This window comes from Amycolatopsis anabasis, from assembly GCF_009765355.1.
Lineage (GTDB): Bacteria > Actinomycetota > Actinomycetes > Mycobacteriales > Pseudonocardiaceae > Amycolatopsis > Amycolatopsis anabasis.
Window position 1 is genome coordinate 152,911 of the sequence record NZ_VTHK01000010.1, and the last position, 18,570, is coordinate 171,480.

Here is an 18,570-nt window from a genome sequence, read left to right on the forward strand (position 1 = left end):
AGCCCGAACAACCTGCTCAGCCGGGGCAGCCCGGTCCACCGGGCCAGTTCGCTCACCCGGGCTACCCCGGTCAGCAACCGCCGCCGGGTCAGCCGCTGCCCGCGGCGCCCCCTCCCGCGCAACACGGGGGCTGGGGGCGCCCCGGGTACGGCAAACCGGGCGTCATCCCGCTGCGCCCGCTGAACCTCGGCGAGATCTTCGACGGCGCGATCAACACGATCCGCCGCCACCCGGCCCTGGTGTTCGGGGTCTCGGCCGCGGTGGCCGTGGTCAACGCCGCCCTCAGCTTCGTCGCCCAGCTGTTCACCCTGGACGATCTGCGGAACCTCGCGGACCGGACGAACTCCGCGATGACCCCGGACGAACAGCTGGACGCGGCCATGTCCACGCTGGGGCAGACCGCGCTGAACACCAGCCTGCCCCTGGTCGTGACCGTGCTCACCACCGCGTTCCTCGCCGGATTCCTCACCGTCGTGGTGGGCCGGGCGGTGCTCGGCCGGCCGATCGGCTTCGGCGAGGCGATGGCCGAGATCAAACCGCGGCTGCTGCCGCTGCTCGGCCTGGCCGTCCTGCTCACGCTGATGACGGCCGTCGGCCTGTTCCTGTGCATCGTGCCGGGGGTGTGGGTCTGGGTGCTGTTCGGCCTGTCCACCCCGGCCCTGGTGCTCGAACGCGGCAAGGTGGGCACCTCGCTGACCCGGTCGCGCCTGCTGGTGAACGGCTCCTGGTGGCGGGTGTTCGGCATCCTGCTGCTCGCCGGGATCATCAGCTACATCATCACCTCGGTCATCCAGATCCCGTTCGACGTGAACGGTTTCCTGGACGCGTTCTCCGGCCGGGTCACCGTGCCGTCGGTCGGCACGCTGCTGCTGCAGCAGGTCGGTGCGCTGGTCGCCACCACGCTCACCGCCCCGTTCGTCGCCTCGGTGACCGCGCTGCTGTACATCGACCAGCGCATGCGCAAGGAGGGCATGGACATCCAGCTGGCCCGCGCGGCGGGAACGGCTTGAGAATCCCGTTCCCCGCGGACGTCCCGGTCGGCATCGACCGGGACGACGCCCGCGCGGCCGCCGCGGCGGAACTCGCCAAGCCGGAGTACCGCGCGGCGGAGCCGTCGCCGCTGGACCAGGCGCTGAACTGGATCGTCCGGAAGTTCCTGGAGTTCCTCGACGCGACCTCCGGCGTGGTCCCCGGCGGGCCGCTGGGCCTGCTCGTGCTGCTGGTTCTCCTGGTCGTCCTGGTGGTCGTGATCCGGCTCCGGGTGGGCCGGACCGCCCGCGGCGCGCGGGAACGGCACGTGGTGTTCGCGGAGACGTCCCGTTCCGCGAGCGACTACCGGCGGGCGGCCGGGGAGGCGGCGGCCGCGGGCGAGTTCGCGGTGGCCGTCCGGGAGCAGTTCCGGGCGGTGGTGCGCGGCCTCGAGGAACGCGGTGTGCTGGACGAACGGTCCGGTCGTACCGCCGACGAAGCCGCCGCCGAGGGCGGGCGGCGGCTGCCGGGGTGCCGCGACGAACTCGCCGCGGGCGCGGCCCTGTTCGATCGGGTGCACTACGGCGGGCACCCCGCCACCGAGGAGACCTACCGGCGCCTGGTCGCCCTGGAGCAGCGGTGCCAGGCGGAACGTCCCGTGCTCGCGGGAGTGTCCGGGTGAGCACGACCTCGGTTTCCCCGGATGCCCGCCGGATCTGGCGCGCCGCCCGGATCCCGGTCGCGATCTTGGTGGTGCTCGTGCTCGGCGCGGTGTTCCTGGTGCTCGTGCGCGGCGACGCCGACCACGGCGCACTGGAGCCCGGCGCCGCCGATCCGCAGGGGTCCAGGGCGCTGGCGAAACTGCTGGAAGCCCAGGGCGTGCGCATCGAAACCGCGCGCACCGCGGGCGACGCCGAGCGGGCGCTCACCGGCCCCGGCGGCGCGACCCTGCTGGTCACCGCGCCCGACCTGGTGGATCCCCCGCGCCTGGCGGGGCTGCGCCAGCGCGCGGCCGAAACCGTGCTGATCGCGCCGAACCAGCCGACCCTCGACGCCGTGCGCCCGGGAACCCGGGTCGTGGGCTCGTCGGAGGTGAGTGTTCGCTCACCGGACTGCACGATCGCCGCCGCGGTCGCCGCGGGCGACGCCGTTCTCGGCGGTACCCGCTACCACGCCGGTCCGCGGGACCGCCGCTGCTACGGCGACGCGCTCGTGCAGGTGTCCGACGAGCGCGGGCACACGATCCTGCTCGGCGCCGGCGCCCCGCTGACCAACGAACGGCTCGCCGAACAGGGCAACGCCGCGCTCGCCATGCGGCTGCTCGGCGGGCACCAGCGGCTCGTCTGGTACCTGCCGTCGCCGGGCGACCCGGCGATGCGCGCCGGGGAACGGCCGCTGACCGAACTCATCCCGCCGGGCTGGATCTTCGGCGCCGTCCAGCTCGCCGTCGCGTGTGTCCTTTTCGGACTGTGGCGGGCCCGGCGGCTGGGCCCGGTGGTCGCCGAACCGCTGCCCGCCGTGGTGCGCGCCGCCGAGACGACCGAGGGGCGCGCCCGGCTCTACCGCCGTTCCGGCGCCGCCGGGCACGCCGCCACGCTCCTGCGCCAGGCGACCCTGCACCGGCTGGAACCGGTGCTCGGGCTCGGCACGGGCGCCGAACCCGCCGCGGTCGTCGCGGCCCTCGCCGCGCGGAGCGGCCGGAACCCCGCCGAACTGGGTGCGCTGCTCTACGGTCCGCCGCCGGAAACCGACCCCGGCCTGGTCCGGCTCGCCGGCGCACTGGACGAACTCGAGAAAGAGGTAACCGGATCTTGACCAGTACCGAGACGCCCATCAGCGCCGCCGAGGCCCGGAACGCGTTGATCGCGCTGCGGTCCGAGGTCGCCAAGGCCGTGGTCGGGCACGACGCGGCGATCACCGGGCTCATCATCGCGTTGCTGTGCCGCGGGCACGTGCTCGTCGAAGGCGTGCCGGGGGTCGCCAAGACGCTGCTCGTGCGCGCCCTGGCCGCCGCGCTGGACCTGCGGACCACGCGCGTCCAGTTCACCCCGGACCTGATGCCCGGCGACGTGACCGGCTCGATCGTCTACGACGCGCACAGCGGCGAGTTCTCCTTCCGCGAGGGGCCGGTGTTCACCAACCTGCTGCTCGCCGACGAGATCAACCGCACGCCGCCGAAGACGCAGTCGTCGCTGCTGGAGGCGATGGAGGAACGGCAGGTGTCGCTGGACGGGCGCTCCCGGCCGCTGCCCGATCCGTTCATCGTGATCGCCACCCAGAACCCGGTGGAGTACGAGGGCACCTATCCGCTGCCGGAGGCGCAGCTGGACCGGTTCCTGCTGAAACTCACCATGGCCTCGCCGTCCCGCGAGGACGAGGTGGGCATCCTCACCCGGCACGCGCAGGGCTTCGACCCGCGGGACCTGGCCGCCGCCGGGCTCGCCGCGGTCGCGGGCCCCGCGCACCTGGCCGCCGCGCGGGTCGCGGCGGGCGCGGTCACCGTGCGGCCCGAGGTGATCGGCTACATCGTGGACATCTGCCGGGCGACCCGCGCGCTGCCGTCGGTGCGGCTCGGGGTCTCGCCGCGCGGCGCGACCGCGCTGCTGGCCGCGACGCGGGCGTGGGCCTGGCTGGCGGGCCGGGACTACGCCACCCCGGACGACGTGAAAGCGTTGGCGCGCCCGGCTTTGCGGCACCGGCTGGACCTGCGCCCGGAGGCCGAGCTGGAAGGCGCCACCGCCGACGGCGTGCTCGACCGCGTCCTCGCCTCCGTGCCCGTTCCCCGCTGACATGGCGCTGACCGGACGGGCCGGGCTCGTCGCGCTGATCGGCGTGGTCTTCGTCGCGCTGGCGGTGCCGTCGTGGACCGGGGTGCTGATCGTGGCCGCCGTGGTGGCGGCCGGGGTGCTGGCCGATCTGCTCCTCGCGGGCGGGGTGCGCCGGTTGACGTTCACCCGCTCCGGCGCGTCCTCGGCCCGGCTCGGCGAACCGGCCGAAGTGACGCTGACCGTGGGCAACCCGGGGCGCACCCGGGTGCGCGGCATGCTGCGGGACGCGTGGCCGCCGAGCGCGGGCGCGGTCACCGATCGGCACCGGATCGCGATTCCGCCGGGAGAGCGGCGGAACGTGGTGACCACGCTGCACCCGGTTCGCCGCGGCGATCGGCAGGCGCACCGGGTCACCGTGCGCTCGATCGGGCCGCTGGGCCTGGCGGCGCGGCAGGGGTCGCACGAGGTGCCGTGGACGGTCCGGGTGCTGCCGCCGTTCCACAGCCGCCGCCACCTGCCCTCCCGGCTGGCGCGGCTGCAGCAGCTCGACGGCCGCCAGGCCGCCCGGATTCGCGGGCAGGGCACCGAATTCGACTCGCTGCGCGAGTACGTGATCGGCGACGACGTGCGGTCCATCGACTGGCGGGCCACCGCGCGGGCGGCGGATGTCATGGTGCGGACCTGGCGCCCGGAACGCGATCGGCATCTGGTGCTCGTGCTGGACACCGGCCGGATGTCGGCGGGCCGGGTCGGGGACAGCCCCCGGCTGGACGCGGCCATGGACGCCGCGCTGCTGCTCGCGGTGCTGGCGTCGCGGGCGGGGGACAAGGTGGATCTCATCGCCTACGACCGGCAGGTCCGGGCGAACGTGTCCGGCGCCTCGGCCACCGAGTTGTTGCCGTCGCTGGTCAACGCGATGGCGCCGATCGAACCGAGCCTGGTGGAGACGAACGCCCGCGGCATGGTCGCCGAGGTCCTGCGCCGCACCCGGCGGCGGTCCCTGGTCGTCCTGCTCACCGGCCTGGACGCGGCGCCGCTGGAGGAAGGGCTGCTGCCGATCCTGCCCACCCTGACCGCGCGGCACCGGCTCCTGCTCGCCGCCGTCGCCGACCCCCGGGTCACCGAGATGACCCGCGGCCGCGGCGACGCCGAAGCGGTCTACGACGCGGCCGCCGCCGAACGGACCCTGGGCGAGCGGCGGCACGTCACCGCGCTGCTGGGCCGCCACGGCGTGGACGTGGTCGACGCGGTGCCCGAAGACCTGCCCCCGGCCCTGGCGGACCGGTACCTCGCCCTCAAGGCCGCCGGTCAGCTCTAGCCCGGAACTCGTCGGCGATCCCGCGCAGCAACTCCCGCGCCTCCTTGCCTTTCACAGCATGCGACCAGAAGTACTCGAACAACTCCAGATGCTCCTCCACCTGCGCCGGATCCCGCAGATTGATCACCCCGGCATGGGTCTCCGTGTAAACAGCACGCTGGTCGTAAACGATGAAGGTGTTCCCTGGGGGCAACTGAATCTGCCTCTCCGCAGGAATGATCGCGAGATCGACAGCGGGCAGCGTGCTCATTCTCTTGAGGTACTCGACCTGCTCGGCCATATCTTCGGGGCCGACTATGGGAACCCGTACAGCGGCCTCGGTGAACAGCATGCTGAACCGGGTTTTCCCGCTGTGCAGCATTTCGTGCTGCCCCAGCTTGGCGGCGATGATCTCTTCCCTGCGGGGCACTGAATTCTTGCTGAGCGGATGGTAAACCACCCCGCGCACGTAGGCTGGAGTTTGCAGGAAGCCTGGGAGCAAGGCGGGGAAAACGCAGCGCACCTCATCCGAGTGCATGAGCATCGAGCCGAGACTCTGCTGGTAAACTCGCGCGCTGATCTGCCGCACACGCTTGCGGCTGAGGAAATCGATATTCGCCGCTCTGGCCAGTTTCAGAAGCTCCGCGGCGCGATCCGGTGGCACCTCAAGCGCACGCAAGATCCTTTGCACGTCGGCGACTGTGGGGATGATCTTGCCGGTCTCGATCCGGGAAACCTTGCCTTGGCTCATATGTGCCTTGACGCCGAGTCGCTCTCCGGAAAGCCCGGCCGCCTTGCGTAGGGCGCGCAGAACCCCGGCCAGGTCGTCGCGATCCTGGCCGAGGTTCGCGGGCTGAACCATCAGGCGGGCATCGACCTCTCGTATTCCAGGAACGGGACCGAGTGTTCCAAAGCGTAGTCTCGGTACCGGCGATACTCGGCAATATCAGCGTCGGGAAGAACCTCGCGGCCGACTACGCTGCCATCCTCATCCGCGTAGTGCAACTTGATCACCGTTTCGTCGTCCAGTAGCTGGAAATCGAACTCGGGTAGCTGATCGATCGCGGTCTTGCTCGCATCGAGTATGCGAAGGTCTTCGCCTTGCCGAGCGCTCTCATGGAAGAAGCCGAAAGCATGTCGCAGGTAATCGGATATTGGGTGGCGTACCACCTGAACTCGCTGGGTGGTACGGCCTCGGGTTCGTTTGGCTTTCATTCTCACTAACCGGGGGTCATTCGGGTCGACCTCTCGTTTCCCGGTTTTGAGGAACTCCTGGAACGACGGTTGCTCGTGTGGGATGCCGTAGACTTGGAGCGCTTGGAACCGGAAAGTCGTCCGTCGGAAATTGTCCATCCGGTCGTAGTAGTCCTGCGCCGACAGCCAGTTGCCGCCGACCTCGTGAGTGCCTTCAACAGGCTGCACGTGCGGCCTCCTTCAACAGTTCGACCGGAATCTCCACCACGGCTTCACCCGGTGGGACCTTTCTCCCTTCGAGTAGATCGCCTTGTACCGCGATCGTGCCGCGATCGGTCATGAACACCTTCGGGCAGGTGTAATCGTCGGTGCAGTTACCGGCTATGCAAGTGAAAGTTCGGTCCACGACTCCTCCTTGTCTCCCTCGGTAGCAAGATATCGGCGGAGGGTGACAATCCGGGAGGTTCAGTCAGGTCCGTGCATGGCCGTCACCCGGTCGGGCGCAGCGTGAACCGGCCGTCCGCGGTCACGTAACCGAAGATCATCGACTTCGACGAATACGGCGTGGCCAGCACCCCGTTCCGGTCCAGCGCGATCACCCCGCCGGTGCCGTTCGCGGCCGGAACCTCTTCGCGGACGACCTTCTCCGCGGCCTGCCGCACCGGCATGCGCCCGTGCTCCATCAGCGCCGAGATCTCATGCGCCGCCGACGTCCGGATGAAGCTCTCCCCGGTGCCGGTGCAGGAGATCGCGGCGGTCGCGTTCTTCGCGTAGGTGCCCGCGCCGAGCAGCGGGGAGTCGCCGATCCGGCCGACGAGCTTGTTGGTCAGCCCGCCGGTCGAGGTGGCCGCCGCCAGATCGCCCGCGCCGTCCAGGGCCACCGCGCCGACCGTGCCGAACTGCAGCTTCTCCCGGTTCGGATCGTTCTTCTTGGCCTCCAGCAACTCCTTCCAGCGGCGCTCGGTGAAGAAGTAGTCCTGCGGCACGGTGGTCACGCCCTGCTCCCGCGCGAACATCTCCGCGCCCTGCCCGGCCATCAGCACGTGCGGGCTCTTGTCCATCACCAGCCGGGCCAGCGAGATCGGGTTCTTGATGTGCTGGACCCCGGCGACCGCACCGCCCCGCAGATCGCGGCCCCGCATCACCGAAGCGTCCAGTTCGTGCTGCGCGTCGGTGTTGAACACCGCACCCTTGCCCGCGTTGAACAGCCCGGAATCCTCCATGTTCCGCACCGCGGCCTCGGTGCCGTCCAGGCTGGACCCGCCGGACCGCAACACCTTGAACCCGGCTTCGAGCGCGGCGCGCAACACCTGCCGGTAGGTCTCCTCCTGCTCCGGCGGCACCGCGGTCCCGGCCCCGCCGTGAATCGCCAGCACCACACGATCCCGTTGTCCCGCAACGGGATCCGCCGCCTGTCCCGATCCGGGGAGCAGCACTCCGGCCGCCACCGCGAGCGTCGCCGCCGCGAGAATCCGGCCACGTCCGAGCTTGCGCATCAGGTCTCCTCCGTGGTTCGCACGCCTCAATCGCCGAGGTCATCGTCTCGGCGGCGACCCGGTCCCGGAAGGGCCGATCGGCGGAAGGAGCCCGGCTTCAGCCGGTCGCGATCACCATGAACAGGCGGGTGTTCAGGGTTTCCATCACTTCCCGGGGCAGCTCGGCGACCTGCTCGCGCAGCGTGCGTTTCGGCACGTGGTCGAGCCGGGTGTAGGCGATGCGCAGCCCGTCCGGGGACGTGATCTCCAGCGGCTCCGGACGGTCCACGATCTCCATGGTGATCACATAGGGGACGTCGTCCAGGTCGTTGAACATGTCCCCGCTGTAGATCAGCACTCGGCGCGGCTGCCCGCCCGCCACCGTCCAGACCTGACCCCTACGCGGCTGAGGAGCCACGGTCCCGTTCGACCTGGGCGCGCAGTTCCTGGCGGCGCTGGTGAGCTTCCTTCTCCGCCGCCACGGCTTCGGGACGCGCCGCCCACCAGTCGTTGGCCCGCTCGCAGAGCCGGCGGAACGCCTCGCGTTCGACGGCGGCGACGATCCACGCGTGCAGGTCCGTTCCCGCCTCCGCGGCACAGGCCTCGAGCTGGGCATGGGTGTCGTCGGAAAGCGTCAACGCGAGCCGTTTCGACATCGCGTCACTATAAGACGCCACCGGACGCCACGCCGGGAGGACACACCTAACCCGCCTCCGGCAGCACGTCCCCGGCGAACCGCGCGTCCACGTCGCCGGTCTCGCCGAGGCGCGCGGCGCGGCGGCCGAACACGAAGACGTAGGCCAGGAAGGCGACCTCGGCCAGCACGCCGATGCCGATCCGCGCCCAGGTGGGCCAGCCGGACGGGGTCACGAAAGCCTCGATCACGCCGGACACCAGCAGGACACCGGCCAGCCCGAGCGCGAGCGCGACGACCGCGCGGCCCTCCTGGGCGAGCGCCACCGCGCGCGAGCGGCGGCCGGGGCTGAGCACCGCCCAGCCGAGCCGCAGCCCGGCGCCGGCCGCGACGAAGACCGCGGTCAGCTCCAGCAGGCCGTGCGGGATCAGCAGGCCGAAGAACAGGTCACCACGCCCGGCCCCGCTCATCAGGCCGATGCCGACGCCGAGGTTGAGCGCGTTCTGCCAGAGCGCGAGCACGACCGGAATCCCGGCGAGCACGCCCAGGAGCAGGCAGGTGGCCGCGACCCAGGCGTTGTTGGTCCAGACCTGCGCGGCGAACGAGCCCGCGGGATTGCTCGAGTAGTACGCCTCGTACGCGCCACCCGGTTCGGTGAGTTTGCGGATCTCGTCCGGGGCCGCGATGGTCGCCTGCACCTGCTGGTCGCCGGCCACCCAGGCGCCGAGCACGCCGGTCACCAGCAGGGTCAGCACGGCGGTCGGCACCCACCAGCGCCAGCTGCGGTACACCGCCGCCGGGAAACGCCGGGAGAAGAACAGCCCGAACTCGCGCCACGCCGGGCTGTGCGTCCCGGTCACCGCGGACCGCGCGCGCACGACCAGCCCGGAGAGCCAGGACAGCAGTGCCGGATCCGGGGCCACCGAGCGCACGATCGACAGGTGGGTCGCGGCGCGCTGGTAGAGCGTGACCAGTTCGTCGGCCTCGGGGCCGGGCAGGGTGGCGCTGCGTCGGGTCAGCTCGTCCAGCCGCTGCCATTCGGCACGGTGGCTGGCGACGAACACGTCCACGTCCACGCGGTACCTCCCGGTCGATTTCCTGGGGTCAACCTTAGGCGGACCTGGGCGGACGGGTTTTGTCGGTGGTGCGTGCCATCCTTCGGAGCAAGGTGATTGGTCCTTCGAGGAAGAGGGGGTGGGAGATGTAAGCAAGGCCTCGCGACTTCGGCCTTTCCGGCCGTCGCCGGGTACTAGAGTTCGCGTCGTGCAGCCTGAGTCCGAACTCGTCACCGGGGATGCCGTGGTGCTGGAGCTCCGGCTCGCCACGCTCGCCAGCCGCGGCGTTGCCTTCGCCCTGGACGTACTGGTGCAGTTCGCCGCGCTGTTCCTGTTCTTCCTGGTGCTGGGCGCCGTCGGCTTCGCCGACCAGGCGCTCGCGATCGCGGTGATGCTGACGCTGTTCGTCCTGGTGCGGGTCGGCTATCCGGTGATCTTCGAGACGCTCGCCGGTGGGCGGACGCTGGGCAAGATGGCGCTCGGGCTGCGGGTCGTCCGGGACGACGGCGGGCCGATCCGGTTCCGGCACGCGCTCGCCCGCGGGCTCGCCGGTGCGATCGTCGACTTCGGTCCGGTGCTGCTGTGGAGCGCGGTGGCGATCGTGGTGTCGTTGTGCTCGGGCAAGTCCAAGCGGGTCGGGGATTTCCTCGCGGGCACGGTGGTGATCAGGGAGCGGGTGCCGCAGGCGTCGGCTCCGATGCTGATGATGCCGCCGCCACTGGCCCCCTGGGCGTCCCAGCTCGACCTGTCCGGGCTGAACGACGACCTGGCGCTGGCCATCCGGCAGTACCTGGGACGGATGGCCGAACTGCGCCCGGAGGCCCGCGACGCGCTGGGCTACCAGCTGGCGCAGGAGGTGGGCGCACGCCTGAACGCACCGCTTCCGCCGGGGGTGCCGGTCTGGGCGTACCTGACCGCGATCCTCGCCGAGCGGCGAGCGCGCGACCAGGCCCGGATGCTCGGCTACGCACCGGCGGCGGGGGTCCAGCCGGGTGGGATGCCGCCTTACAGGCAGCAGCCGACCGCGCCGGGGACGGGAAGCGGGTGGGCGCCACCCGCGCCGGATCCGGGCCACGGTTGGGCGCCATCGGCGACGGATCGGGGGCACGGTTGGGCGCGGCCACCGGAGGGTTCGCGGCCGGAAGGGGCCGCGCCGGAGCAGCCGGTCGTGGAGAACCCGTTCACGCCGCCGAGCTGAGCCGTTCCGCGGGTCAGCTCACGTCACCGCTGGACGCGGCGAACGTGTTGCACGACGAGGTGCGGTTGCTCTTCGCGCCCGCACGCCACCAGCCGGCGTAGTGCGCGTTGGTGCCGTGGTCGCGGGTGCCGGATGTGTTGTCGCCCCGGGTTTCCTGGTCGTTCCAGGCCGTGTCGAACACTTTCTGCGTCACGGTGCCGCCCCGGTTCGCGGTCGAGCCGAGGTACATGCCGGAGAAGCACTGCGCCTGCAACTCCTTGCGGCGCGCCATTTCCAGACCGGCGGCCGAGTTCTGCCCGGCGTCGTAGATGACGTTCCAGGCGGCGGTCATCAACCCGGTCAGGTCCTGGACGTGGTGGCCGTACTCGTGCGCGAACAGGGCGAGGTAGACGCCCGGCTGGTTGCCGTACTGGTCGGTCTGCAGGCCCTGGAACGGCACGTACAGGTGGTCGCGGCAGTAGTAGGCGGCGTAGTTGCGCGTGTTGAAGGTGCCGCAGTCGGTCTGGAAGGTCGCCCCGGTGGGGAAGTGCAGCTTCGGCGCGTGCCAGGGCAGGTTCAGCGCGGTGAGGGTCTGGGACCACTGGGCGTCCAGGCAGCGCGTGGCCGCGGTGAAGAACGCCTCCGACGCGGCGGGATCGCTCGGCCAGCCGGGCAGTGCGCACGGCGCGTTCTGCAAGCCCGCGTTGCGGTTGGTGAGCAGCGGATGATCGGCCAGGGCCAGCACCTGGCGCGGCCCGCTCGGCGCGCTTTCCGTACTGCTGCGCGAGCTGCTGCTGGAGCTGGAGGTGCTGGCGGACGTGCTGGTGCTCGTCTCGGTTTCCGAGGACTCGGTGGTGCTCATCGTGGCCGGGGCGTCGCGGTAGCCCGCATCGGCCACCCGGTCGCGACCCGAGGACGCGAGCCCTACGGCGACCACCACACCGAGGCCGAGCAGGACCACCGCGGCGAGGCAGACCGCGACGATCGGTCCCACGTTGGAGCGCTTCGCGGGGAACGTCCCCGGGCTCTCGAAGGAGCCCCACGGCGGCGGTCCCGGTGGCATGCCCGGCGGGCCGGGTGGCGGCGCCATGGCGTGCGGCGGCGGTAGCGGCTGCGCCGGTCCGGGTACCGACCGGTGCGGCGGCCCTCCGGGCGGGGGATAGCCGCCGGGTGGTGGCCCGGTGGGCGGCGCCGGGTGTTGCCCGCCCGCGGGGCCGAACCGGGTCGCGCCGGAATGCGGGGGCAGGGCCTGGGCGGCCGGGGGCGGCTGGGGTGGAAGCGCGCCCGGCACCGGACGTGGGCCGGGCGGTGGGCGGTTCGGATCCCACGGCCCCTGCGGCTCGGTCATGTGGGTGCTCCCCCAGGGGGCTCGCTTCCGGCGGACCGCACCTGAATACCACAGCGATGGGCTCAGGCGCGGCGGTTCCGCCGGATCACCCCGGTGCCGTGGGGACGATCAGGAGACGTCCCCGGACGAGGACGCCCAGGTGTTGCACTGCTGTGTCCGGTTCTTGCTCGACCCGTGCTGCCACCAGGCGATGTTGTGGTTCGCCGAACCGTGGTCCCGGCGGCCGGTCGGGTTGTAGTCGTCGCCCCGGTTCTGGCTGTTGGCGGCCTCGTTGAAGATGTTCCGGTCCACCGAACCGCCCGCGACCGAGGACGAGCCGACGAACATCCCGGAATAGCACTGCGCCTGCAGTTCGAGCCGCCGGGAAAGTTCCAGCCCGGCCGCGGAGTCGGCGCCCGCTTCGTAGCGCTGTTCGGCGTAGGCGTCCATGACCCCGCTCAGCGTTTCCACGTGGTGGCCGTATTCGTGCGCGAGCATCGCCAGGTACGGCCCGGGGCGGTTGCCCCACTGGTTGAGTTCGATCCGGTCCATGGGCATGTAGATGGTGTTGTTGCGCGGGCAGTAGAACGGTGTGCGCCCGGTGGTGGTGCCCCCGCCGCCGCACGGCGTGGACGATTCCGACACCGAATTCGGCACGGTCAGCCGCGGGCTGGAGAACGGCAGGTTGAACCCGGCGAGCAGCGGCTGCCACACCCGGTCCAGGCACGCGATCGCGCTCTGGAAGAACCGCTGCGCGCTCGCCTGGTCGGTGGCCCACCGGGACAGCGAGCACGCGATGTTCTGCAACCCCGCGGTGCTGCTGGCGAACATCGGGTGGTCGGCCAGCCGTTTCACCGGTTGCGGGCCGCGCGGCCGTTCCGGCTCGTCGTCGGCCGTGCGACGAGTGCTCGATTCGCGGGAGGAGGTCGATTCGTCGGTCTCGCTCGTGGCGGTGTCCGAACTGGACTCCGTGGAACTGGACGACTCTTCGCTGCTGGACGAGGTCGGGTACTCGCTGTACCCGGCGTCGGCGACCCGCTGGTGGCTCGAGCCGGTGAGCCCGACCACCGCCACCACGCCGAGGCCGAGCAGCATGACCGCGGCGAGGCAGACCGCCACGACCGGGCCGGTGCTGGACTTCTTCGCGGGCAACCGTCCGAAGTGGCCGTACCCGAACTGGCCCCAGCCCGGTGGTGGCGGGCCGAAACCGGGCGGCGCGCCGACCGGCCCGGGTGGCGGTGCCACCGCACGCGGCGGCGGCAACGGCTGGGCGGACGGGGGTGGAAGCGGCTGGGCTCCCGGCGGTGGCAACGGCTGGGCCGCGGACGGCGGGAGCGGTTGGGCCGCCGGAGGTGGCAACGGTCGGGCCGCCGGAGGTGGCAACGGTTGGGCTGCCGGAGGTGGGAGCGGTTGGGCCGCTGGAGGCGGAAGCGGCTGGGTGGACGGCGGCGAAGTCGGCTGCGGTCCGGTGGGCGGCCCAGGGGGACGGCCCGGCGGAGGGGATCCGGCGCCGGGTGGCGGCAAGGGTCCGCCCGGTGCGCCCGACGGCCCGGTGGCGCGCGGCGGAACCGGCGTGGCGGGTACGGAGCCGGGCGTGGGCTCGGAGCCGGGGACGGGCCTGGCGCCGCGCGGCGGGAGCGGCCGGGCCGCCGGGGGAGGCAGGGGACGCGCGGCGGGCGGTGGCAGCGGGCGGCCGCCGGTCGGCGGAACCGGTCGCCCGGTGGGCGGCTGGCCGCCTGCCGGGGTGGCCGGGTGGCCGCCTGCCGGAGTGGGCGGCTGACCGCCTGCCGGGGTGGCCGGGTGGCCGCCTGCCGGGGTGGCGGGGTGGCTGCCCGTCGGCGGGTGTGGGTGCGCGCCGGAAGGCGGGCCCGCCGGGCGCCCGGCGCCGTGCGGCCACGGCGGTTGCTGCGTCATCTGTGTCGGATCCCCCGGGAGGTCTTCGGCGCCGCACCCCGATTGGCGTGATCGCGTCCGAAAGCATATGCCGGTGCACTATCGTCTGGCACCGTGTTCAGGAACTTGGGGGTCCTCGCCGCGGCGGCGACGCTCGCCACGGTGAGCGGCCTCGCGGCGCAACCGGTCGGCACCACGCCGACCGGGGAGCCCCCGGCGCCCTCGCGAGCGGATGTGGCGCCGTCCACCGCACCCGACGCGCTGCTCAAGCAGCAGGCGCCCACGGCGCCGGTCGTGGTCGACTCGTTGAAGGTCCAGCGCGACGGCGCGCTCGCGGTCACCGAGAAGATCACCGTGCCCGGCGGGCAGGAACTCGCTCGGCGGGTGCCGTTGCGGGTGCCCGCCGACGACGACCGCGACCGGATCTACACGGTCCGCGACGCGAAGGCCGAGGGCGCCGCCACCGTGGAGACCGCCGACGGGCAGTTCGTCGTCCACGCGCGCGGCGGCGAGTCCACGGTCACCTACACCGTGGACGGCGCGGTCGCCGATCTCGCCGATCAGCAGCAGGTTCGCTGGCAGGTCGCCAGCGGCTGGGACGCCGACCTGTCCCGCCTCCAGGTCTCCTTCATCGCGCCCGCGCAATCGTCCACAACGGACTGTTTCGCCGGGCCGATCGGGTCCAGCGCGCGGTGCACGCTCGCCGAGGTCGACCACACCGGGATCGTGCGGGTCGACCAGGACGGAGTGCGGGCGGGCGACCGGGTGGACCTGGTGGTCGGCCTGCCCGCGGGCACCGTGCCCGCGAACGCCCGCTTCGAACAGGTCGCGTCGGTGGCCACCGCGTTCGCGCTGACCCCGGTCACCGCGATCGGCCTCGGCATCCTGGTGCTGCTCCTGGCCGCCGGATTCGCCGTGCTCTGGTGGCTGCGCCGCCGCGACGCCCGCGCGCTCGCCGCCGGGTCCGGTCCGGTCGAGGTCCTGATGCGCGACGGCGACCGGGTCTCCTTCGCCTCGCCCGACGGCGTCCTGCCGGGCCAGGTCGGCACGGTCGTGGACGGCACGGTCGACGTGGTCGACGTCAGCGCGACCGTGGTCGATCTCGCGGTGCGCAACTACCTCTGGCTCGCCGAGATCCCCGGCCCGAACGGCTTCGCCGATTGGCAGCTGTCCCGCCGCAACCCGCCCGACGAGCACCTGCACGACTTCGAACGCGCGGTCTTCGAAACCCTGCTGCCCGCCGGCCGGGACACCGCCCTGCTCTCCGAACTCCGCTCCGGCGGCGCCCTCGACCTGACCCCGGTCCGCGAAGCGATGTACGCCGACGTGGTCCGCCAGCGCTGGTTCACCCGCCGCCCGGATCTCGGCCGGAATTCCTTGACCTGGGCGGGAATCGCGGTCGCCGCCCTGGGCGTGCTCGGCACCGCCGCGCTCGCGTTCACCGTCGGCCACGCGCTGCTCGGCGTCGCGGTGGCCCTCGCCGGGATCGCGCTCGCCGCCGGGGCGAGCTGGCTGCCGTCCCGGACCGCCCGCGGCCGCCTGCTCGCGGGCCAGGTCCGCGGCCTGCTGCAGTACCTGCACACCGCCGATCCGGTGGCGATTCCGCCCGCCGACCGGGAAATGGTGTTCTCCCGGTCCCTGCCCTACGCGGTCGTCCTCGGCGAGACCGAGCGCTGGCTCGAGGCCTTCGCGGCCCTCGATCCGGCCGCGGACGGATCCCCGGGGCTGTACTGGTTCGGCGGCCTCGAGGGCGACGCGAACCTCCAGCGCTTCCGGAGCCACTTCCCGGCCTTCCTCACCGCCCTGGACGGCCTGCTCGCCGAAGCGGGCCACCTGCGTTCGATCCGCCCCACCGGCGACCCGGTCCCCGCGTAGCCCGTGCGGCGGCTCGTCCTCCCGGCCGTGCTCGTCCTGATCGGCCTGCTCGCCCCGCCGGGAGCGGCCGCCCAGGACCAACCGCCCGTACCCGGATTGCCGCAGAGCGCGGAGATCGCGCTGAAACTGGAACGCGACGGCGCGCTCTCGGTCACCGAAGCCGTTTCGGTGCCCGAAGGCACGCGGATGAACCGTCGGGTGCCGCTGCGCCTCCCGGCCGGGAACGACCGCGACCGCGTGCTTTCCGTCCGCGACATCGCCATCGAAGGCCGCGGTGACGCCCAGGTCGCCGAGGACGCGTTCACCGTGCGGCTCGACGGCGGCACGGCGCTCGTGCGGTACACAGTGGACGGTGTAGTCGGTGACGTCGACGGGCTGCCGACCGTGCGCTGGCGGATCGCCGGGGGCTGGGACACCCCGCTCAACCTGGTGCGCGGTTCGTTCGCGGCGCCGAAGATCCCGCGCACGGTCCGGTGCGCGGCCGGGCCCGAAGGCGGCGAGCGGACCTGCGACGCGGCGCAGTTCGACCACGCCGGGCTCACCCGGTTCACCCAGCAGAACCTCGCCGCGGGCGACCGGATGGACCTCACCGTCGAACTGCCCGGCGGCACGGTCCCCGCGAACGAACGGCTCGAGCCCGCGGACACCGTGGCCGGAGCGTTCCTGCTCACGGCGCCGGTCGCCTGGACCTGGGGCGGGTTCGCGGTGCTGCTGCTCGCGGGCCTGCTGGTCGCGCTCTGGCTGCGGCAGCGGGACGCGCGTCCGGGCGCCCCGCTCCCGGTCGACGAACTCGCCGCGGACGGGGTGTTCGCGTCCCCGGAAGGCGTGCTGCCCGGTCAGGTCGGCGCGGTGCTGTCCGGCCGGGCGGGCACCCTGGACCTCGCGGCGACCGTGCTCGACCTCGCCGTGCGCAACTACCTGTGGGTGGCCCCGGTGCCGGGCGAGCTGCCGGACTGGACCCTGACCCGCCGCAACCCGGCGGACGACCAGCTCACCGGCTACGAACGGATCGTCTTCGAGACGCTGTTCGCCGGTGGCGACTCGATCACGCTCTCCGGACTGCGCGCGGCCGGGGGCATCGACCTCGCCGCCGTGCGCGATCCGCTGCACGACGAGCTCGTGCGGCGGCGCTGGTTCGCCCGCCGCGGCCGCTGGCTCCGGGCCGGGGTCCGGGTGGCCTGCTGGGGCGTGTTCCTCACCGTCCTGCTCGCCCTCACCGTGGGCTACGCGCAGCTCGGCCTGGTCGTCCTCGCCGCGGGCGGGGCGCTCGCGCTCGGCGGGCGCCTGCTCCCGGCGCGCACCGAACGCGGGCGGATCCTGCGCCGCAGGCTGCTCGGCCTGCACGACCGGCTCCGCGCCCCGCGGGTCCGCGGAGTGGGAAAACCCGAACGCGAACTGGTGTTCTCCCGCGGCCTGCCGTACGCGCTCGTCCTCGGCGAGGCGCCCGCCTGGATCGCCGCGTTCGGCGAGCTGAAGCGCCCCCCGGCGGTGTACTGGTACGCCCTCGGCGAACACGAGAACGGGGACGAGCTCGCCGGGGCGGGCGAGTTCGCCGCCCTCCTGCCCGGGGCGATCTCGGGCACGCGCCCGCGCGTGCGCACCAGCCCGTAGGGTGGACGCCATGGCCGCACCCGAGCTCATTCGATACACCCTCGACAACGGTCTGCGCGTGGTGCTCGCGCCCGACGCGACCGCGCCGGTGGTCGGCGTCTCCGTGCACTACGACGTCGGCTTCCGCTCCGAACCGGAGGGACGCACCGGCTTCGCGCACCTGTTCGAGCACCTGATGTTCCAGGGCAGCGAGAGCCTGGAGAAACTCGCGCACTTCCGGCACGTCCAGTCCAGCGGCGGGACCTTCAACGGGTCCACGCATCCGGACTACACCGACTACTTCGAGGTGCTGCCATCGGCCGCGCTGGAGCGCGCGCTGTTCCTCGAGGCCGACCGGATGCGCGCCCCCAAGCTGACGCCGGAGAACCTGGCCAACCAGATCGACGTGGTCAAGGAGGAGATCCGGCTCAACGTGCTGAACCGGCCCTACGGCGGGTTCCCGTGGATCCTGCTCCCGCCGGTGCTGTACTCCACGTTCCCCAACGCGCACAACGGGTACGGCGACTTCACCGATCTCGAGCAGGCTTCCCTGGACGACTGCGCGGCCTTCTTCGACACGTTCTACGCCCCGGCGAACGCGGTGCTCACCGTCGCCGGGGACTTCGCCATCGACCGCGCGCGCGAGCTGATCGAGAAGCACTTCGGCGACGTGCCGGCGCGCCCGGCGCCGCCGCGCCGCTCGTTCGCCGAACCGCCGCCCGCCGGTGAGCTGCGCGGCACGCACGCCGATCCGCACGCGCCGCTGCCCGCGCTGGCGGTCGGCTACCGGATGCCGGACCCGATCAACGAACTCGACGGCTACCTCGCCCATCTCGTGCTCGCCGGGGTCCTCTCCGACGGCGACGGATCCCGCCTGCAGCAGCGGCTGGTGCACCGCGAGCCGCTGGTCACCGACGTGGGTGCCGGGGCCGGGCTGTTCGGCCCGTTCGAGGCGCGCGATCCGGACACCTTCACGATCACCGCGATCCACCCGGCGGAGGTTTCCGCGGACCGGCTGCTGACCGCGGTCGACGAGGAGCTGGACAAGCTCGCCACCACCCCGCCGGACGCCGAGGAACTGGCGAAGGTGACCGCGCGCTGGAGCGCGAGCGTGCACTCCGAACACGACCGGCTGGTGTCGCGGACCCTCGCGCTCGGCGCGTTCGAACTGCTCTACGGCGATCCCGCGCTGGTCTACCAGCTCACCGACCGGATGGCCGCGGTCACCTCGGCGGACGTCGCCGCGGCCGCCAAGGCCCTGCGCCCGGATTCCCGTGCGGTGCTGGTGATCGAGCCCGGAAATGGAGGCAAGTAGC

The 18,570-nt window shown here is 72.5% G+C and carries 19 protein-coding genes; 10 read left to right on the plus strand and 9 right to left on the minus strand.

Annotated features, from left to right (window positions below; all coding sequences use genetic code 11):
- The 5 genes from FXO23_RS15820 to FXO23_RS15840 all read left to right on the plus strand — a co-directional run.
- Positions 1–1,010, plus strand: a 1,010-nt coding sequence (locus FXO23_RS15820; protein WP_343034485.1) for a hypothetical protein, incomplete at its 5' end; no start/stop codon positions are given.
- Positions 1,007–1,651 carry a DUF4129 domain-containing protein gene (locus FXO23_RS15825; RefSeq protein WP_158885456.1) on the plus strand — a complete coding sequence of 215 codons (645 nt, stop codon included), beginning with the start codon at positions 1,007–1,009 and terminating at the stop codon, positions 1,649–1,651. The genes FXO23_RS15820 and FXO23_RS15825, both read left to right, overlap by 4 nt.
- Positions 1,648–2,784, plus strand: a complete 1,137-nt coding sequence (locus tag FXO23_RS15830; protein WP_179956782.1) for a DUF4350 domain-containing protein — start codon at positions 1,648–1,650, stop codon at positions 2,782–2,784. Before FXO23_RS15825 ends, FXO23_RS15830 begins: the two co-directional genes overlap by 4 nt.
- On the plus strand, positions 2,781–3,758 hold the full coding sequence (locus FXO23_RS15835; RefSeq protein WP_179956783.1) for an AAA family ATPase: 978 nt from the start codon (positions 2,781–2,783) through the stop codon (positions 3,756–3,758). Before FXO23_RS15830 ends, FXO23_RS15835 begins: the two co-directional genes overlap by 4 nt.
- A 1-nt stretch (position 3,759) precedes the next feature.
- Positions 3,760–5,055 (plus strand): DUF58 domain-containing protein, encoded by a 1,296-nt coding sequence (locus tag FXO23_RS15840; protein ID WP_158885458.1) that lies wholly within the window; start codon positions 3,760–3,762, stop codon positions 5,053–5,055.
- Here FXO23_RS15840 and FXO23_RS15845 read toward each other — a convergent pair.
- The 7 genes from FXO23_RS15845 to FXO23_RS15875 form a co-directional block, all read right to left on the minus strand.
- A complete protein-coding gene (locus FXO23_RS15845) occupies positions 5,033–5,896 on the minus strand; it encodes a helix-turn-helix domain-containing protein (protein WP_158885459.1) in 864 nt (287 codons plus the stop codon). The two genes, FXO23_RS15840 and FXO23_RS15845, sit on opposite strands and share 23 nt — an antisense overlap.
- Entirely contained in the window at positions 5,896–6,456 is a 561-nt protein-coding gene (locus FXO23_RS15850; protein ID WP_158885461.1) for a DUF6879 family protein, read from the minus strand. The genes FXO23_RS15845 and FXO23_RS15850 overlap by 1 nt, the downstream gene beginning before the upstream one ends.
- Entirely contained in the window at positions 6,443–6,634 is a 192-nt protein-coding gene (locus FXO23_RS15855) for a hypothetical protein (protein WP_158885463.1), read from the minus strand. Before FXO23_RS15855 ends, FXO23_RS15850 begins: the two co-directional genes overlap by 14 nt.
- Positions 6,635–6,716: 82 nt before the next feature.
- Complete coding sequence (locus FXO23_RS15860) at positions 6,717–7,724, minus strand: isoaspartyl peptidase/L-asparaginase family protein (RefSeq protein WP_158885465.1); 1,008 nt, start codon at positions 7,722–7,724, stop codon at positions 6,717–6,719.
- A gap of 97 nt (positions 7,725–7,821) precedes the next feature.
- Positions 7,822–8,085, minus strand: coding sequence for a hypothetical protein (locus FXO23_RS15865; protein WP_158885467.1), 264 nt, complete (start codon positions 8,083–8,085; stop codon positions 7,822–7,824).
- Between the two features lie 16 nt (positions 8,086–8,101).
- A complete protein-coding gene (locus tag FXO23_RS15870; protein WP_158885469.1) occupies positions 8,102–8,359 on the minus strand; it encodes a hypothetical protein in 258 nt (85 codons plus the stop codon).
- A gap of 46 nt (positions 8,360–8,405) precedes the next feature.
- Positions 8,406–9,413, minus strand: a complete 1,008-nt coding sequence (locus FXO23_RS15875) for a stage II sporulation protein M (RefSeq protein ID WP_158885471.1) — start codon at positions 9,411–9,413, stop codon at positions 8,406–8,408.
- A gap of 187 nt (positions 9,414–9,600) precedes the next feature.
- Here FXO23_RS15875 and FXO23_RS15880 point away from each other — a divergent pair, with 187 nt between their 5' ends.
- A complete protein-coding gene (locus FXO23_RS15880; protein WP_158885473.1) occupies positions 9,601–10,590 on the plus strand; it encodes an RDD family protein in 990 nt (329 codons plus the stop codon).
- 13 nt (positions 10,591–10,603) lie between these two features.
- Here the strand turns inward: FXO23_RS15880 and FXO23_RS15885 are convergent, their stop codons facing one another.
- A complete protein-coding gene (locus FXO23_RS15885; protein WP_343034486.1) occupies positions 10,604–11,917 on the minus strand; it encodes a neutral zinc metallopeptidase in 1,314 nt (437 codons plus the stop codon).
- 108 nt (positions 11,918–12,025) lie between these two features.
- Positions 12,026–13,141, minus strand: a complete 1,116-nt coding sequence (locus FXO23_RS15890) for a neutral zinc metallopeptidase (protein WP_246257307.1) — start codon at positions 13,139–13,141, stop codon at positions 12,026–12,028.
- 328 nt (positions 13,142–13,469) lie between these two features.
- Between FXO23_RS15890 and FXO23_RS51045 the strand changes: the two genes are divergently transcribed.
- The 4 genes from FXO23_RS51045 (at position 13,470) to FXO23_RS15905 (ending at position 18,569) form a co-directional block, all read left to right on the plus strand.
- On the plus strand, positions 13,470–13,676 hold the full coding sequence (locus FXO23_RS51045; protein WP_218952066.1) for a hypothetical protein: 207 nt from the start codon (positions 13,470–13,472) through the stop codon (positions 13,674–13,676).
- 227 nt (positions 13,677–13,903) lie between these two features.
- A complete protein-coding gene (locus tag FXO23_RS15895) occupies positions 13,904–15,664 on the plus strand; it encodes a DUF2207 domain-containing protein (protein WP_246257309.1) in 1,761 nt (586 codons plus the stop codon).
- Between the two features lie 3 nt (positions 15,665–15,667).
- The gene (locus tag FXO23_RS15900) at positions 15,668–17,275 is read left to right on the plus strand and encodes a DUF2207 family protein (protein WP_158885477.1); all 1,608 of its coding nucleotides are present in this window, start codon (positions 15,668–15,670) and stop codon (positions 17,273–17,275) included.
- Positions 17,276–17,285: 10 nt separating this feature from the next.
- Entirely contained in the window at positions 17,286–18,569 is a 1,284-nt protein-coding gene (locus tag FXO23_RS15905; RefSeq protein WP_158885479.1) for a M16 family metallopeptidase, read from the plus strand.
- Position 18,570: the final 1 nt, after the last annotated feature.

Bases quoted from the DNA above. Each gene is read 5' to 3' on its own strand.
- FXO23_RS15870 (WP_158885469.1), bottom strand. From the start codon at position 8,359: ATGTCGAAACGGCTCGCGTTGACGCTTTCCGACGACACCCATGCCCAG.
- FXO23_RS15840 (WP_158885458.1), top strand. From the start codon at position 3,760: ATGGCGCTGACCGGACGGGCCGGGCTCGTCGCGCTGATCGGCGTGGTC.
- FXO23_RS15860 (WP_158885465.1), bottom strand. From the start codon at position 7,724: ATGCGCAAGCTCGGACGTGGCCGGATTCTCGCGGCGGCGACGCTCGCG.
- FXO23_RS15885 (WP_343034486.1), bottom strand. From the start codon at position 11,917: ATGACCGAGCCGCAGGGGCCGTGGGATCCGAACCGCCCACCGCCCGGC.
- FXO23_RS15905 (WP_158885479.1), top strand. From the start codon at position 17,286: ATGGCCGCACCCGAGCTCATTCGATACACCCTCGACAACGGTCTGCGC.
- FXO23_RS15845 (WP_158885459.1), bottom strand. From the start codon at position 5,896: ATGGTTCAGCCCGCGAACCTCGGCCAGGATCGCGACGACCTGGCCGGG.